Annotated in this window: 14 protein-coding genes; 10 read left to right on the forward strand and 4 right to left on the reverse strand. The window is 45.3% G+C overall.

Going from position 1 to position 16,665, the window contains the following annotated elements:
• Positions 1-5 precede the first annotated feature (5 nt).
• From BP97_RS0101840 to BP97_RS0101890, 10 genes are all read left to right on the forward strand, one after another.
• A complete protein-coding gene (locus BP97_RS0101840; protein ID WP_028547586.1) occupies positions 6-1,325 on the forward strand; it encodes an efflux RND transporter periplasmic adaptor subunit in 1,320 nt (439 codons plus the stop codon).
• Positions 1,326-1,336: 11 nt separating this feature from the next.
• Positions 1,337-2,986 (forward strand): DHA2 family efflux MFS transporter permease subunit, encoded by a 1,650-nt coding sequence (locus BP97_RS34885; protein WP_051620272.1) that lies wholly within the window; start codon positions 1,337-1,339, stop codon positions 2,984-2,986.
• Positions 2,987-3,026: 40 nt separating this feature from the next.
• The gene (locus BP97_RS0101850) at positions 3,027-4,787 is read left to right on the forward strand and encodes a hypothetical protein (RefSeq protein ID WP_028547587.1); all 1,761 of its coding nucleotides are present in this window, start codon (positions 3,027-3,029) and stop codon (positions 4,785-4,787) included.
• Positions 4,788-4,861: 74 nt separating this feature from the next.
• Positions 4,862-5,293, forward strand: coding sequence for a MarR family winged helix-turn-helix transcriptional regulator (locus tag BP97_RS34890; RefSeq protein WP_051620273.1), 432 nt, complete (start codon positions 4,862-4,864; stop codon positions 5,291-5,293).
• Between the two features lie 129 nt (positions 5,294-5,422).
• Positions 5,423-6,772, forward strand: a complete 1,350-nt coding sequence (locus tag BP97_RS0101860) for a hypothetical protein (protein ID WP_028547588.1) — start codon at positions 5,423-5,425, stop codon at positions 6,770-6,772.
• Between the two features lie 198 nt (positions 6,773-6,970).
• On the forward strand, positions 6,971-7,765 hold the full coding sequence (locus tag BP97_RS0101865) for a DeoR/GlpR family DNA-binding transcription regulator (protein WP_028547589.1): 795 nt from the start codon (positions 6,971-6,973) through the stop codon (positions 7,763-7,765).
• Between the two features lie 26 nt (positions 7,766-7,791).
• A complete protein-coding gene (locus tag BP97_RS0101870; protein WP_028547590.1) occupies positions 7,792-8,772 on the forward strand; it encodes an ROK family protein in 981 nt (326 codons plus the stop codon).
• A gap of 226 nt (positions 8,773-8,998) precedes the next feature.
• Positions 8,999-9,718, forward strand: coding sequence for a response regulator transcription factor (locus BP97_RS0101875; protein WP_028547591.1), 720 nt, complete (start codon positions 8,999-9,001; stop codon positions 9,716-9,718).
• 70 nt (positions 9,719-9,788) lie between these two features.
• A complete protein-coding gene (locus tag BP97_RS38580; RefSeq protein WP_051620274.1) occupies positions 9,789-13,259 on the forward strand; it encodes a response regulator in 3,471 nt (1,156 codons plus the stop codon).
• 655 nt (positions 13,260-13,914) lie between these two features.
• Positions 13,915-14,760, forward strand: coding sequence for a dTDP-4-dehydrorhamnose reductase family protein (locus BP97_RS0101890; protein WP_028547592.1), 846 nt, complete (start codon positions 13,915-13,917; stop codon positions 14,758-14,760).
• Between the two features lie 90 nt (positions 14,761-14,850).
• Here BP97_RS0101890 and BP97_RS0101895 read toward each other — a convergent pair whose 3' ends face one another.
• From BP97_RS0101895 to BP97_RS0101910, 4 genes are all read right to left on the reverse strand, one after another.
• Positions 14,851-15,150, reverse strand: coding sequence for a hypothetical protein (locus BP97_RS0101895; protein WP_028547593.1), 300 nt, complete (start codon positions 15,148-15,150; stop codon positions 14,851-14,853).
• A complete protein-coding gene (locus BP97_RS0101900) occupies positions 15,147-15,485 on the reverse strand; it encodes an alpha-helical endospore appendage domain-containing protein (protein WP_028547594.1) in 339 nt (112 codons plus the stop codon). The genes BP97_RS0101895 and BP97_RS0101900 overlap by 4 nt, the downstream gene beginning before the upstream one ends.
• A gap of 32 nt (positions 15,486-15,517) precedes the next feature.
• Entirely contained in the window at positions 15,518-15,805 is a 288-nt protein-coding gene (locus BP97_RS0101905; RefSeq protein ID WP_028547595.1) for a hypothetical protein, read from the reverse strand.
• Between the two features lie 128 nt (positions 15,806-15,933).
• A complete protein-coding gene (locus BP97_RS0101910) occupies positions 15,934-16,662 on the reverse strand; it encodes a glycosyltransferase family 2 protein (protein WP_028547596.1) in 729 nt (242 codons plus the stop codon).
• Positions 16,663-16,665: the final 3 nt, after the last annotated feature.

Here is a 16,665-nt window from a genome sequence, read left to right on the forward strand (position 1 = left end):
CAACCATGAGAAAAAAACATATGACATGGATCCCGGCGATCCTTTCATTAGCCGTTGCGTTTGCTCTGCCTGGATGCGGCGATGTTAACAGCAAAGCAAATGCAGCACAGGAAATCTCGGTTAAAGCCATTAAATTAGGGCAAAGCGTTGATTCCGGATTGAGCGGGAAAATTATTCCTGACCAAGAAGTTAAAGTAGTTGCCAAATTAGGCGGCAAAGTATCGAATGTAGCTGTAGATGAGGGAGCTGTCGTGAAAAAAGGCGATCTGCTCGTCCAACTGGAAACCGACGATTTAAGTCAGCAGGTGAAGCAGGCTGAAGCAGCATTGGTTGCTTCCCAAGCAAAGCTTGCGGATACGCAGGCCGGAGCAAGAAGCCAGGAGATTCAGGGGCTGGAGAGTGCAGTAAAAGCGGCTCAGGCTTCTTTGGATCAAGTGACAGCGGCAGTTGATCAGGCCAAATCGGCGTTTGATCTTTCACAAAAAACGTATAACCGTTTAAGAAACATGTACGACAGCACTAATACCGTTACTAAAGAAGATTTGGATAAAGGCACGTTCGAGTATGAAAAAGCTAAAGCTGCATTTGATCAAACGCAAGCTCAGCAGACAGCAGCACAGGCTCAAGTTTCTGCAGCACAATCCAAGCTGGATCTGACTAAGAGCGGTGCTACCGGCAACACGATCGAAGCTTTGCAAGCCGATGTGAATCGTACAAGTGCAGGTGTGGAGCTGGCTAACAGCGCATTGACTAACGCGACGATTGTGTCTCCTACAGACGGCATAGTTGTAAAACGCAGCATTCAACCTGGTGAAATGGCTCAACCTGGCGTTGCTTTAATGACGGTCGTCAAAATGAACCCGGTTCAAGTAGAGCTTAGCGTTCCAGAATCGCAAATTGGTAAAATCAAGGCCGGCTCTGATGTGGACGTAAAAGTAAGCAATGTGCCTAACAAAACGTTCCCAGGTAAGATTTATTTTGTAAGTCCTGTTTCCAATGCTAACAGTACTACGTTCCCTGTTAAAGTAACCATTGATAACACCGAAGGATTACTGCTTGCAGGAATGCTGGCTGAGGTGCACATGAAAGGGACAGATCAAAAGAACGGCTTGGAAGTTCCGAAAACAGCACTGATTAAAAAAGATAATAAAACCTTCGTCTATGCTGTCCAAGACGGTACAGCCAAACTGGTTGAAGTCACTACAACCGACAAAAATGCAGATTGGGTTTATGTAAAAGATAATGCAAACCTGAATGCTAATGTACAAATTATCATCAATCCAACAGATCAATTGGCGGACGGCAGTAAGGTGAAGGTGGAATAGGGGGCGTTACCGTGGCTGAAAAGTCTCAAAACACAGAAGCTCCTCAAGTTGATGAGAACCATGAACCCAGCTTCTGGTTGCCGCTGGTCGCTATTATACTAGCTACCTTCGTGTCCGTGCTCAGCAGCAGCTTGGTCAACGTAGCCTTGCCGAAGCTTTCAACCGTATTCGGGGTACCGACCGCGACAATTCAATGGGTTGTTACTGGATTTATGTTGGCCTCAGCCGTAGTTATTCCAGCGAGTGGTTTCCTTTCTGCCCGCTTCGGAAGTAAGAAGCTGCTTGTCTTATCCGTCGTTGGTTTTACGATCGGGTCGTTCTTATGCGGTATTGCATGGAATGATTCAAGCCTGATTGCTTTTCGGATATTTCAAGGCTTGACTGGCGGTTTCATCATGCCTGTCGGGATGACGGTTATGTACACGATTGTACCGCGTCAGCAAATCGGCCTTGCGATGGGGATTTGGGGGGTAGCCGCCATGGTTGCTCCGGCGCTTGGTCCGACTCTCGGAGGCTACCTGGTTCAATATTACAGCTGGAGAACGCTTTTCTTTCTTAATGTGCCTATCGGAGTCATTGCAGCAATTGCATGTTATATGCTACTGAAGGAGAGTCCGACGAATCCGAAGCTAAAGTTCGATGTTGCAGGGGCTGTCTTTTCGGTAACCTTCTTCGGTTCCCTTTTGCTGGCGCTCAGTAAAGGACAATCGGAAGGATGGACTTCACTCTATATTGTTAGTTTGTTCTATGTTTCTGTTGTCAGCTTGGCGCTGCTGCTATGGGTCGAATTGACAACACCGCAGCCTTTGTTGAACATAAGAATATTTAAGAATCTTAAGTTTTCAGCGAGTACGTTGACAGCTGGTCTTGTCATGATGGCCATGATGGGAGGTACCTTCCTCATGCCTATCTACCTGCAGAACGTTCAGGGAATGACGGCTATGGATTCCGGTATTTTGCTGCTGCCGCAATCCATCGCAATGGCATTAATGATGCCTATCAGTGGTAAGCTGTTGACAAAGCTTGGCATTTTGCCACTTGGTATTGTAGGGCTTTTGATCTTGGGCGTTACGACATATGAGCTGCACAGGTTGACGGGAGATACGTCGCATTTATGGATCAATGTCGTACTAACTATTCGCGGTTTTGGTATCGGACTTTGTATGATGCCTATTTCAACGGTTGGTATGGGTGCCGTACCTAAAGAGCAGATCAATGATGCATCTCCATTGTCTAACGTGTTCCGTCAAGTTATGGCGTCCATGGGGATTGCTATCTTAACGACCATTATGAGCTCGCGCCAATACTTTCATAATTTCCGGATTGCAGAGAATGTGCCTAGCACTTCAGAAGCAGCAAGCAGTGTGATGTCAGCATTGTCCGGTGCGTTGATGCAGGGCGGTGTTGACTCGGCTACGGCCAGCGGTACAGCAGCAACGTATATTGCCGGCTTCATGCAGAAGGAAGCCTTGGTTCGCGGAATCGCAGATACCTTCTATATTTCGGCAATACCAGCATTTATATGCATTCCATTAATCTTTTTATTAAGAGATAAGAAAAAGCCTAAAGAGCAGCCTGCTCCAGCAAAGGCACCGGAAGAAGCATCACCATCTGGAATGCCAGCCGCAGCAGGAATACAAGCAGAACCAGTCAAAGCTTAATCATTTATAAAATTTAGCAAACATCTGGAGGAAACAATCAATGAAAAACGTATGGGGAAAAACAGCGTTGGCGTTCACCTTAGTCATGTCCACAGCATCGATGCCTATTGCTTCCGTATGGGCCGATGAAGCAGGTCAAGTCTCCGTCGTGAATGCACCAGTCTACCAGCAATTGGCTGACTCGCTCAGCGTACAGGTCAAGAGCGTACTCAATGAAAAAACATCTGACGGAGTGAATATCGGTATTGTCGTCAATTTGAAAAATGACAGTGCCGTTTCCAAACGCGTACCTGATTACGAGCTGCGCGTTAAAACGAACGATGGCACTGTGTACACGCTGATTGGCAGCTCGACGAACGTTCACTCGGCTCTTCCGATGTCCGAAACCGAGCTCAGCTATATGATCAAGCTGGATAATAAGGACGCTGTAAGCTTATCTGAGCTTCAATGGATCGATGTCGATTGGAACGTATATCCTAAGACGGAAACGCCAATCCTGACAGTTCCTATCGCGGGACTGGGTTGGGCTGGCTCTGATGCAGTAATTTCAGATCCCGCTGCTATCAAAAATTGGGGCGAGGCATTTACTATTGCTTCCAGCAATCTTCCTTTAACTTATACGCCTGTTGATATGGATAAACAAAATAACGGTCAAAAAACGGCATATGTCGTTAAGCTCATGGTAGAAAACAAAGGAACTTCCACTGTAACGGTTCCGGATCTTGTATTGGAAGGCAAAGACGGAACATCTTCTTTCCAAGGCAAGCAGGTTGAGCAAACAAAAGTTACGATAGAGCCTAATGAGAAGAAATACGTTCACTATGCAATCGAGACTAACCAAGACACCATATTAAAAACGATCAACGTGCTTACACCGGAAAGCTTTATTCAAACCGATGCCAAAGGACAAAGCACAGCGGTCAACTATACAGTTGGACGTATTCAAATCGTGCTTCCTGAGGGTGGAAAAGTCCAAGGTGCTCTGCAGCCAGTAAATTATGTCTATAACAGCAATATTGCATTCGATACGTTAAGCAAGGCGGTTAACTCCGATGTAAATGTTTCACTGGTTGAGTTGACCATGCATGAAAACCAAGGCATCGGCTATAAGACGGCAGTTGCCAAATTCAGACTAACCAATAACAGTGACTCGCCTATTCCACTTCCAGCATTGGGAGCTGAGCTGAATACTGCTCAAGGAGTCAGCTATGCGGGCAGCAGACAAATCAATCCACCGAAGCAGCTAATGCCTAAGCTGTCCCATATTGTGAGCTATTCGTTCATCGTTCCTAATACGGAGGAGGGTGAAACAATGGTTCTGAAGCTCTCCGATACGCAAACGGCAGCTCCATACAAATCTGCCATTGCTGCGTTGAACGTTACTATGCAGCCTCTTGCTCAGCCGGATGATGTTCTGTCCTTCTATCCGTTCCAAGTCAAAGTTGAGAACTGGAGCATTCAAGCCTACACGAATCTGGCTAGTGCCGCTAACCCTCAAGTTACTTACGGGTACAAGCTGAAAATGAACCTGGATATTAAACAAACCGATAATGTCGTAGTCGATCAAGACTTCTCCAAAATGAAGGTTGCTTTGGTCGATTCCGCAGGACGTACGCTGGCTGAAAATGACTTGGCCTTTACGGATAGCGGCGGCATCAACAAACTGGTATCTGGTGAAGTAATCGTTGACTTTAACAAAGTCCGTGCAGATTATCAAGATAACAATTTGACGATCCAAATGTATGAGTCTATTGAAACAGAATTTGGCGTAGCCAAACGCTTGGTAGCTGTATTCAAATAAGTTGAGACATGTCCCGCGTTTCCTTCTCATGGAGGCGCGGGATTTAAATTGATTGTGTGTAGAGGAGCCACCCAATGGAGACAGTAAACGTAGTACTCGAAGAATTGGAGGAAACGTCCAGGCGCATTATGAGGAGATTGGTTTCCTACAGTAAACATGTAGATCGCCGATTTTCCGGGTCTCAGGTCAGTGCCCTTCAGACGGTTGAATTTTACGGTTCATTAAAAGTATCGCAATTGGCGGAGTGTTTGTCCTTATCGTCGAGTGCGGTTACTTTGCTGTGCGATAAATTAATTCACAATGGCTACCTTCAAAGGGAGAGAAGCTTTGACGACCGCAGAGTCGTTTGTCTGGTTATTACTGAATCAGGAAAAGAGATGCTTCAGCAGCTGCTGGATAAGGAGAAAGAAGTCGTCTGTCGCTGGTTAACGGGACTTTCTGCTGAGGAAATGCGTCAATTCAGCACAACTTTAAATCGGATTACTGAGAACGTAAAAAATTTGTAAACGAAGTTCATAAAACATTCACGAAAGTTTGCAGAAAGTAATTCACAAACAAGTTTAATTGTGATATATTTCGTATAGAAATATTTCTTATGCGAAATATATAGAAATAGAAGGAATGGAGAGAGATCGATGAACACAAAGCGTCTAGCAAGAAAAACTATTACTGGTGGGGTTGCAGCAGCACTATTACTTGGAGGCTTTGCTTACGCGCCTCAAGCTAAACCAGCTTATGCGGCTGAAGTACAGCAAACAGCTGCAAGCTCCTCCATTGTTGCGAATTACCTTCGCAACCTGGTTACTTACACATCATGGGTGGCAGACAGAGATGTGGATGATGTACAATCCGATTTATTCTCGGGCAAAACTTTGGCTACAGCTTCCGGCTTGTCCTCAGCGGAACTGAAAGATCGTTTGGTAAGCAATTTCAACTGGTTTATTGACAACAACGCTGCTACAGGACTTTCCTCCGAAGATCTTCAAAAAGTACGCGAAGAAGGAGCACGTCAAATCAGCGAGGCAATTACACAGCCTGGATATCAACCAGATGAAAATCAAGCAAGTGTAAATTTAAAAGCCGTTATTCAACAACGTCTTAACGCTCTTGCTTCCGACGTTGCCTTGATCACAAACGACGATATTGAAAATATTGATTCCAAATTGGAATCTGGATCTACATTGGCTATCGCTTCTGGTCTTCCACAAGCGCTCCTGATCGATTCCTTGCGTGATTTGATGTATGCATCAATCGATAACGCTGTTGGCCAGCTTCCTGTTGATTCGGATAAAGTTCAACAAGCTAAAACGGATGCTCTTCGTCAAATTCGGACGGCTATTACTACACCAGGTGGCTACCACGTGAGTGCACAAACGAATGAATTTAGTCTTGACGATGTGATAAATAACCGTATTGCGTACATCATCAGCGATGCGGCAACAATTGCTGACAAAAACTACAGCGATGTCATTCAAGATCTTCAATCTGGCTGTACTCTGGCTCAAGCTGTAGGCATGAGCCAATCCGATCTATCCATTAAATTGAATGAACTCATTGATAAAGAGATTGATACTGCAGCTGATCAAAACGCTATTGATCCTGAACTGGTAACTAAAGCTAAAAACGATGCAGGCTCCAAAATCAGCGATATCTTGTCTCAAGCAGGATATAGCAGCAGCAACAGCAACAGCAGCGAATCGGTTAATGATCTTAACGCTCAAGTTGATGCAAGATTGAAAGTCATCGTAAGCGATGCAGCTACAATTGCTGATAAGGAAAACTATGAAATTCAAGATATGGTAGACCAAGGTGCAAGTCTTGCTACTGCTACAGGAATTTCCGGCATGGAGTTGTTTGAACGCTTGATGGCTCCTGTTAACCAATACATCGAATCCTTGTCCAGCGATGCGGATGCTGTAGCAGCTGCTAAAGCTAAAGCTGCGGATCAAGTGAGAACTTGGGTTGAAGCAGGTTACAACAATTAATTTTCCAAATATTATTTAAATAGAGACGCAAAGGTCAAACGGCCTTTGCGTTTTTTTCCATTTCAGGATGAATAATGAGTTTTGCAAGAAGAAATCAAGGAAATGATTGAAATTGTCAAAATAAACCCATATAATATCGACATAACCATCAAAATCGGAATGGTAATTAAATTGAACGGCAGTTGGAGTGAAGTTAATATGGGCGACCAGGATTTGTCCAAAGGGGAAGAAAGACGCAGTAAGATTATGACAGTTTTGAAAACGCAGGGCAGAATAACAATCCAGGATATTATGGACAAGTTTGGCTGCTCTGAAGCGACGGCGCGCCGTGACCTTGACTATTTGGTGAAGACGGAAGCTGTTATCCGAACCATCGGAGGGGCTCAATTCGAAGGGATCTCCGGTATGCGCGAGGCTTCTTTTAATGAGAAAAGAGAGCTTCTGTGGGTCGAGAAGGAAACGATTGCGGCTAGAGCCGCCTCCTTAATTGAGGAAGGCGATGTGGTGGGCCTAACCGGCGGTACTACGACTTATTTGATTGCCAAGGAAATAAAGGCAAGAAGGAATATTACAGTTGTCACCAACGCTGTTAATATTGCAATGGAGCTTGCTGACAGTGACGGCGTTCAGGTTGTGCTGACTGGTGGCGTCATGCGTAAAAACAGCTTTGAGCTATGTGGTCCATTGGCGGAAAAAATAGTCGAGGGCTTGAATATCGGTAAAATGTTCATGGGTGCGGATGGTTTTGCTCTCGAACAAGGAGTGACCACATATTCAGAACTTGAAGCGCAAATCGCGAGGCTGCTCATTCAGCGTTCCAATCGAACGTATGCGGTTATTGATCATTCTAAGATTGGTAAAGCATCTTTGTTCGGCATAGTGCCGCTCTCGTCATTGAATGGATGTATTACAGATGCTCCACTCAGCGAAGAACTATCTACAGCCTTGGTGGAAGCCAATGTCGAAGTGCATATTGCAAACTCTAGGAGCTAAGCAGCAAGAAAGGATAGGGAGAAACGATGGGGTTAATGATAGGAATGGATATCGGCGGCACTAATATAGTATGCGGGCTGGTCGATGAAAGCGGCAAGCTATTGAATAAGATTAAGCAGTCTACGGAAGCACACCTTGGAAGCGGATACGTCTTCGATAAAATTAGTAGCATGGTGGACGAGCTGCTTCGTGCTGCGAATGTGAAACATAGCGAGGTTACGGCTATTGGAGTAGGTACTCCCGGTTTTATTGATCCCGAAAAGGGCATCACCGTATTCGCCAGTAATTTAAAGTGGACTCAAGTACCGACAGCGGAGGAGATCCGCAAACGCACGGGAATACCAACATTTATCGACAATGATGTTAGAATGTATGTATATGGGGAAGCAGCTTGCGGTGCTGCCAAGGGCTATGAGCACGTGCTAGGCATTACGATCGGCACTGGATTGGCAGCAGCGATGGTGAATAGAGAGCAACTGTACTATGGAAGCGGGTATATGGCAGGAGAGCTCGGCCACATTCCTTTTCCGGAAATTCCTTATGAATGCGGCTGCGGCTTGCAGGGATGTCTGGAAACCGTCGTTTCGGCGACGGGCATCGCTCGTCAGGCAAGAGAACAGCTTGCTGCTGGCCGTGACAGTATAATGAGAGATTGGATGGAAGCCAAATCAATCAATAGCATTACTGCTGCAGATGTATCCAAGGCGTATGACGCCAATGATCCGCTGGCTATAGAGATTATGAATCATACAGGAACGCTTCTTGGAAAAGGGCTTGCGGCAGCTGTGACCTTGTACAGCCCGGAAATTATTGTCATCGGGGGAGGAGCGGCGTTAGCCGGGGAAAGATTGTTTGCACCTATGCGCGAGCAATTAAAAAAATCGGTTTATTCCGGGTACTGGGACCGGTTAACGATATCGCAGGCGCAAATGATCGACGACGCAGGGATCGTTGGAAGTGCCATGGCAGCAGGACAAAGACTTTTGAAAACCCAAACAATCGAATAGTACGAATTTCATATCAAGCCGCAGCATATGCTGCGGCTTTTTCACTATTTGTAAACAACGATAGACGACTTTTTCCTAAATATAGTATATTAGTAGTAGAAAAATAGATTCTCTGTCAAAATTACAGCATACGAAAAAAGAGTGTATTAAATATAAAGCGATTATTAGAATTTTAGCGAATTTCCTAACACTTTCTTAACAATCCATTCGAATAGGAGGGCCGTGGATGTACAAAGTTTTGGTTATTGAAGATGATCATATGGTCGGAGAAATGTCGACGATGTATTTATCGGAAGAAGGGTACACCGTGGAAAGAGCTGAGAATGGCAAGGAAGGCCTGCTCATTCTAGATCGGTTTCTTCCTGATCTTATCATATTGGATATTATGCTTCCGGATATAAGCGGCATTGAGCTGTGTTTGGAGCTGCGTAAAGTATCTACAGTCCCAATCTTAGCGGTATCGATGAAAACAGAAGTATTGGATCGCGTAGACGCTTTGGTAGCAGGTGCAGACGATTATTTATGCAAACCGTTCAGTATGAGAGAGCTGACAGCCAGAGTAGCTGCTTTAATTCGGCGTTCGCAAATGCAGTATCATCAGCCTGAAATGGAAGTCGTTCACGCTATTGCTGCCGGAGTATTGCATGAGGATGGCGAACCTGTAACGATGGATCATGAGCGAAGAGCCATCTATGTGAATGGAGCCTTCGTCGAGACGACCTATTCGGAGTTCGAAATCATGAAGCTTTTTGTAGCAAATAAGGAAAAGGTGTTCAGCAGAGATGAGTTGATAAATGCTTTAAGAGGCATTGATTCCTTTGTGAACGACCGTTCTATCGACGTGCATATTGCTAACTTGCGAAAAAAAGTCGAGCTGGACCCCAAGGAGCCGAAATTAATTAAAACGGTGTGGGGAATCGGATATAAGTATATGGGTAACTCTTAAGGACCGTCCTTAGGAGTTTTTGTTTTGCTTTCATGACGATTTTGAAACCATTACATCAGAGGGGATGCCGATGAGGAGTTTGTCGATCCGCAATAAAATGATGATTCTTGTATCGTTAATTACGAGTATTTCCTTATTATTTATCGGGATTAGCAGCTATCGGACAGCTAAACAGCAAATTGTGAACGCTCTCCAGGAAAATGCTACCGCCAAAGTTTTGTCGCGCTCTTATAACTTGTCTGCCTGGATAGAAACAAAACTCGCAGAAGTCGAGGTGATGAGCAGAACAAGTCAAGTTCGATACGGTACAGATTCGGAGCGTATGGATTATTTGCGCAAGGAAGTTGAACGGTCCAAAGGTGTCTTTTATGATCTTGGCTTTGCCGAGCTGGGTGGTTCTTTGACGATGACATCAGGAGATGTTATGAATATTAGCACTTCTTCAACCTTTTTGAAGGTACTTCAGGGCACGAGTGTCGTGTCCGATGTATTCCGGGGCAGTACTCCGAACAGCGGAATGCTGTTTACTCTTCAAGTACCTGTTTACGGTGAGAATGATAAGATGATTGGGATCATCAGTGCTTTAATGTCCGTTGAATCTTCCTTCAGGCTTCATACGGATTTTAGAGTTGGAAATTCGGATACGATTATGATGTTTACTAGAGACGGCACGATTATATATCATCCGGATGCTTGGATGGTTGGGTATGCCAATATCAAACATACGGACTCACCATTCAAAAGTATCGTTACCGAGATCCTGACCAATGAATATGGATATACTCAAGTGATGAGGGGGAAGGAGGAGCAGTTGATTTTCTACTCCTCTATCTTAGGGACGCCTTGGCATATGGTGCTGCAAGTTCCTATCCAGGAGTTTGAGAAGCCGCTTGGGGTCTTGCTTGTCAAAACGGTGTTAACGATCATGGTTATGGAGTTTGTTATGCTATGGCTGATTACGGTTTTGTTCAACCGTGAAATATTGAGGATCAGGGAAATAACTTCGATTACGGCCCAAGCAGCAGAGGGACAGTTCGACATCACTCCGATTGAAGTACATAATGAGGATGAAATCAGCACTTTGGCCAGTTCGGTAAACGGGATGATGGTACAGCTTAAGCTATTATTCGAGAGGCTGGAGGCAATTATTAACCAAAATGATTTTGCGATCATTTCGTTGGATTCCAATTATACGATCAATTATTTTAGCAAATCGGCTGAAAAGCTGTTAGGTTATACGGCTGAAGAGGTTCTTAACAAAGAAACTCCGCTGCTGTTTCATGATCCGGAGCAAATTCAAGAGGTGGCGAAGCAGCTGACCGAACAGCTCGGAAGGCCGGTTGCCCCTGATCTTTCAGTGTTTAAAGAACTGAGAAATAACCAGTTTGCATATGATCGTAACTGGTATTTCATTCGCAAAGACGGATCACGAGTAGCGGTTTCCCATAATTCTAATGGGATCAGGGATCGGGCAGGACGATTCATTGGTGTTGTCGCAATCTCCAGGGATATAACCGAGCAGATACGGATGCAGCAGGAGCTCGTTCACGCCAAGCTTGCGGCTGAAGAAGCGGATTCGGCCAAAGGTGCTTTTCTCGCACGGATGAGTCACGAAATAAGAACGCCTCTTAACGGCATTATAGGATTGTCTCAACTGATGCATAAAACGGAATTGAGCGATGTTCAAAGCGACTATTTGCGTAACATTACGGCATCATCTCAAACGCTGCTGAGGATTATTAACGATATTTTGGATTTCTCTAAAATGGAAGCTGGAAAGTTCGAGCTGGATCACATTGTTTTTCACTTGGAGGATAGCATCCATCGGCTTTCTGAAACAATAAGTGTGTTTCTCGGAGGCAAGGAGCAGTTTGAATTTATAATAGAAACACCAGAACGAATGCCGAACGGACTCATCGGTGACCCGCTTCGCTTGGAGCAGGTTTTGCTAAATCTGTGCAGTAATGCAGTGAAGTTTACTCCAAAAGGTCAAGTCGTCGTAAAAATTGAGCTTGTGGAGGAGCTTCATGATTCGGTATTGCTGCAGATTAGCGTGAACGATACGGGAGTTGGTATCTCCAGGGAACTAATGGATCATTTGTTTGAGCCCTTCACACAGGCGGATGGATCTATGAGCCGAAAGTTTGGAGGAACCGGCTTAGGTCTCGTTATATCCAGCTTTTTAATCGAGAAAATGGGTGGAACGCTAGAAGTAGACAGTGAGTTTGGGGTGGGGAGTTCATTCCATTTTACAATCCGATTCAAACGTTCCAAACAATCTGAGGCGATTAGCTACAGACTGTCAGAGCCCGAGGAAATTCCCGTATGGATTGTCGAAGATAACACAGCTATGAGGGAGCATTTATGCACGATGCTTCAGTCTTACGGGTTGAAGCCTTATCCCATGTGCTCGTGGAAAGAGGCCTATGCGAAGCTGCAGTTGGCGGCACAATCAGATCCACAGTGCCGAATAGCCGTTATGGATATGGAAATGCCAGATATGTATGGCCCGGAGACATGGAAGGCTTTTCAGAAAGCGGCTGGAGCTGCTGGAATGATTACGTTGGCTATGACAACTGTATTCGGACGTGAAGAAATGCTGGGGATGTCGGTGGAAGACCGGCCTGACGGAATCATTTTAAAGCCTTTCAGCCGCCCCGAATTATTCCGTACGATCGAGGCTGCATTGGATCGTTATGTTGCACCAGGTGAGGAACACGGAGAGAAAGATCGAAGGACTACGGATAGGAGTAAGGCCATCGTATCAGCTAAACGTATCTTGCTGGTTGAAGACAACGAGATTAATCAGCAGGTTGCATATGAAATGCTTCACCAGCACGGCTACGAGGTAGAGGTTGCCGGCAACGGGAAGGAAGCGCTGCTGAAGCTCGAACAGTCCGAATGGGATCTTGTGCTAATGGATGTTCATATGCCTGAAATGGACGGGTGTGAAGCAACACAGGTCATTCGTAGCATCCCGCGGTTTGAGCACATTCCGATTATTGCAATGACAGCCAACGTTATCCGCAATGACCATGAGAAATATATGCAAATCGGCATGAACGATATTATTACAAAGCCGCTAGAGATCGAGCCAATGTTTGCGACGCTTCGCAAATGGCTTCGAGATTCGGACAATCATTCGGTCAGCCTAACTTCTGAAGGCTCTGCAGCCGAAGTGAGCGATTCGTTACCTAGTCTGGAAGGGATCGATGTTAGAAGAGTGGTCAACCGTTTGAACGGTCGAGTGTCTATCTTTAGGCAAATGATAAAGACGTTTGAGCGGGACTATGTTGATTTTATTGCCCAGCTTCAGCACTCCTTGCAGGAGGGAAAAGCTAACGAAGCTCTGCGGCTCGTGCATACATTGAAAGGAGCAGCGGGGAATCTTGCAGCAGGGCAGCTGGAAACAGCCGCAAGCAGGCTGGAGACCGTAATGCTGGCAACAGGGGCAGTAGACCCGTTATCACTGGAGAAAGCAATGGAAGAGGTTGAGCACTGCCTCGAGCAATTGCTTGCTTCTATACATTCCTCCCACTGAATCACCGCTTTGCATCTAATACGAAGCCTCTACTAATATACGGTAGAGGCTTTTTTAACCGGCATGGGTTGCAGCCCAGGTTGAACGGTTATGAGGACATTCGCCTTTTTTGGGAAGCCAAGATAAGCGCCCATTAGGTAATAGAGGCAAACGCATATGTTATCACTAGGGTAAAGCACAAAATGAGGAAGCAAACATAGAAACCAGGTAATATCCCAAATTGAGACTTTGGAGGCGTGAATGCATGCGATTAAGGAAAAGGCGTGTAGCAAAGAAAGCCGTTAAAAATAGAATCAGGGCCAGGAGGATTGTTCGCTCTAGGCTTAAGCGTAGAGGAAGACGTCCTGCATCTTCAATCAGAAGAAAACGTCTCATCACAAGAGCGAGAAGACGTCTTGTCTCTAGAGTAAGAAGAAGGCGTAGAGCCATAATTCGTAGAACTTCTTTGAAGAAAACATATCAGCAAGCCTATAACGAAGCATTTGACCAAAAATATAATGAAGGATTTAACGCAGGCTTTGCTCAAGGGCTTAAAGAGGGACAATAATACATTTGAAAGGAAATTAATTCCATATAAAAATGAAAGAGGCCTAAATATGCTGATTTCCGACAAAGCTAATAAGGAAGCTATGCCTGAAGAAGGAAGTCTGGGCTTATGAGAATATTAATCATTGGCGGTGAAGAAATCGTCGGACGTGTGCTTGTTCCTTATTTGCTTCAGGAGACCCGGCATGAAGTGTTCTACACAACGAGACTAAAAGGAAAAGAGCGTAAGGGATTATATTTAAATCCGAGCGATGAAGCGATGGTTGAAAAATTAGTCGAGATCGTAACACCCGATGTCATCGTGAATGGAACGAGTATTATGAATGATATGGCCCGGCTGCATGAAATTGAAGCATACCGGATTAACGGCTTGCTGCCTCATCAGCTAGCCCGGCTGGCGGATCAACGTAAAATTCGTTTTATTCATATGAGCACGGATGGCGTATTCTCGGGGGTCCGAGGACATTATGAGGAACGCCATGTCCCGGAAGGAACCTCGGTTTATGCCAAGACCAAGGCACTTGGTGAAATTAAGGGCACACCCCATTTAACGATACGGGTATCGATTGTCGGACCGGAAGGGGGGGAGGGGATTGGACTTCTTGATTGGTTTTTGAGGCAAAAGGAGGTCCGGGGCTTCATTAATGTTCCTTGGAACGGATTAACCTCCCTGGAAGTTGCGAAATTTATCCATTATGTACTGGAACGTGGCCGAAGATTGAATGGAATTATTCATCTGACAGCCCCGGAAAGGATTAGTAAATATGATTTACTTTTACTAATCAGGAGCCTGTACGAAAGGTCGGATATTACCATTCAGCCTAACGATGCGGTTGAATTGGATCGAACTCTTAAAAGCACGCGTCGGGACGTCGGTTACCGAGTCCCTTCTTACGTGGATATGTTGACGGAGCTGCGTGATTGGATGCGGAGTAATGCCACGCTTGCTAAGTGACAGCATGTTGGATGATATGACTCAAGGGGAGAATGAAGTGCTCGTGAGGCCAACCACGTTTCTCCCCTTTATTTGCAGCCAAAAGACCGACTATCTCGAATTGGAAATAGTCGGCGGGAAACGGCGCAGCTTCCGGTTAAGCCAGGGCTTAACCGGCTTGCCGCGCTTTTTTCTTCTTATTTTCAGCCCGATCATTTTGACGGCTATCTGTCGCTGGTAGTTGCTGATCGACTCGATCTGTTCAACAAGTCCTTTGGCTACGTAATGAGAGCCTTCAACAACTTCGGCCATGCTTTCCATAATGACGGCCAAGGCGCGCTGACTTCGGGCCAATGATTTTAAAATATGCAGCTTAAGCTTTAATTGAATGTCTTCCTCATGGCGACTCATCTGGAGTTTCCTCCGAAGAAATCGTTAAAATCACCCGATATTTCACTGGAGTTACTGCTATCGCCGCTATCCCCTAATATGGCTTGCAAATTTTTCGTTAATGCCTGTTCCATCTTTGTTAAGCCGTCTATGACATCGAGCAGCTGCTCATGGATTTCAATAGAACGCTTGACTTGGTCGTTGTGATCGCCTAGATGAGAGGAATTCAGGTGGGAACACATCCATCGGCTGGAGCGGGTTGCTTCAAACGCTTTGGCTTCCAAAATTAAGGAAATATTTTTTTGAAAGCTTGCTGACGATTGCAGCAGCCTGCGGTAAGAGTTCGTTCTGCTCAAAGCTAACCCTCGCTTTCCTGATCAACTATTCATTACTCTTCGCTTGCAGAGTCTATTTCTTTCATTACCATAAGGAGAGTATCGCCCAAGGTGTCGGCTAAATCGGCCAGACTGTTGAGATAGGCGGCAATATTTTTCGTTACATTGAGCGTATTGTCCGTTAACATCTCTATGCTTTCGAAAGAAGGGTTTTCATGCGGAATGCCATGAATAAATTGAGCGACGTGTATTGCGATATGACGCTGAGCCTCCAGGATTTTAGACATTTCCAGCTGGGAGACGGACATATTTTCAATGATATTATCTATTTGCCGTTGCATTTCCCGCCCTCCCTTCTATATAGGTTTCCACCATAACATATGCGGACTTTTCCCGATAAACCACGGCATTAGCCCATCGTAGGCTGAGTGTCGAGAAATTTCATGGTTGTTAGCGGAGGATGCTTCTCTTAGATAAAAGTGTGCGGGTCGACACCCCATTTTTCAACAAATTGATTGTAGTTGTGTTGGATAAGCTGTTGGACCCTTTGCTGCCCTTCTTTCTCAAAGCTGGCACTGCCATGATGGAATATGAAGGTATCACCGGCAATCATCAGACGAAATCCGGCTTGTCGGGCACGATAGCAGTAATCGTCATCCTCCAGATGGCCAGGCGAGAATCTTTCATCGAGTATGCCGATTCGGTTCATAAGCTCTCTCTTGAACAAGAAGCAAATCCCTACGATACGTTCAGTCTGCTGCCATTTTGTGTTGTCAGGCTGATTGTAACGCTGTGCCATCTCCGTCACATTAGTAAAAGGATCATTTATTTGCTGTTTTCCGCTGGCGTAATTGGTTACAGGACCGACGATGCCGATATCCACAGAGCTGTAAAGGCAGCGTAGCATATGGTCCAGCCAACGTGGCGTAAGCAGGGTGTCGTTATTTAGCAGAAGCAGGGCGTCGCCAACGGCAACACGGAGACCAAAGTTGCAGGCTGCTGGAAATCCCCGGTTAAAAGGCAAAGAAATCAGTTTTACTTTTTCTTTAACACAATAATCAACGGAACCGTCATTTGAGCCATTATCCACGACTATAATCTCGAAAGCGGTTTTGGTGTGTTCACGGATGGACTCAATACAAGGCTTCAGCACATGAAGTCCGTTAAAGTTAGGGATGATGATGCTGGTCATTTGCATAGT

This window comes from Paenibacillus sp. UNC451MF (assembly GCF_000686845.1).
Lineage (GTDB): Bacteria > Bacillota > Bacilli > Paenibacillales > NBRC-103111 > Paenibacillus_S.

Bases quoted from the DNA above. Each gene is read 5' to 3' on its own strand.
- BP97_RS0101905 (WP_028547595.1), bottom strand. From the start codon at position 15,805: ATGCAACGGCAAATAGATAATATCATTGAAAATATGTCCGTCTCCCAG.
- BP97_RS0101875 (WP_028547591.1), top strand. From the start codon at position 8,999: ATGTACAAAGTTTTGGTTATTGAAGATGATCATATGGTCGGAGAAATG.
- BP97_RS34890 (WP_051620273.1), top strand. From the start codon at position 4,862: ATGGAGACAGTAAACGTAGTACTCGAAGAATTGGAGGAAACGTCCAGG.
- BP97_RS0101850 (WP_028547587.1), top strand. From the start codon at position 3,027: ATGAAAAACGTATGGGGAAAAACAGCGTTGGCGTTCACCTTAGTCATG.
- BP97_RS0101860 (WP_028547588.1), top strand. From the start codon at position 5,423: ATGAACACAAAGCGTCTAGCAAGAAAAACTATTACTGGTGGGGTTGCA.
- BP97_RS0101910 (WP_028547596.1), bottom strand. From the start codon at position 16,662: ATGCAAATGACCAGCATCATCATCCCTAACTTTAACGGACTTCATGTG.
- BP97_RS0101895 (WP_028547593.1), bottom strand. From the start codon at position 15,150: ATGAGTCGCCATGAGGAAGACATTCAATTAAAGCTTAAGCTGCATATT.
- BP97_RS0101890 (WP_028547592.1), top strand. From the start codon at position 13,915: ATGAGAATATTAATCATTGGCGGTGAAGAAATCGTCGGACGTGTGCTT.
- BP97_RS0101865 (WP_028547589.1), top strand. From the start codon at position 6,971: ATGGGCGACCAGGATTTGTCCAAAGGGGAAGAAAGACGCAGTAAGATT.
- BP97_RS0101870 (WP_028547590.1), top strand. From the start codon at position 7,792: ATGGGGTTAATGATAGGAATGGATATCGGCGGCACTAATATAGTATGC.
- BP97_RS38580 (WP_051620274.1), top strand. From the start codon at position 9,789: ATGAGGAGTTTGTCGATCCGCAATAAAATGATGATTCTTGTATCGTTA.
- BP97_RS0101840 (WP_028547586.1), top strand. From the start codon at position 6: ATGAGAAAAAAACATATGACATGGATCCCGGCGATCCTTTCATTAGCC.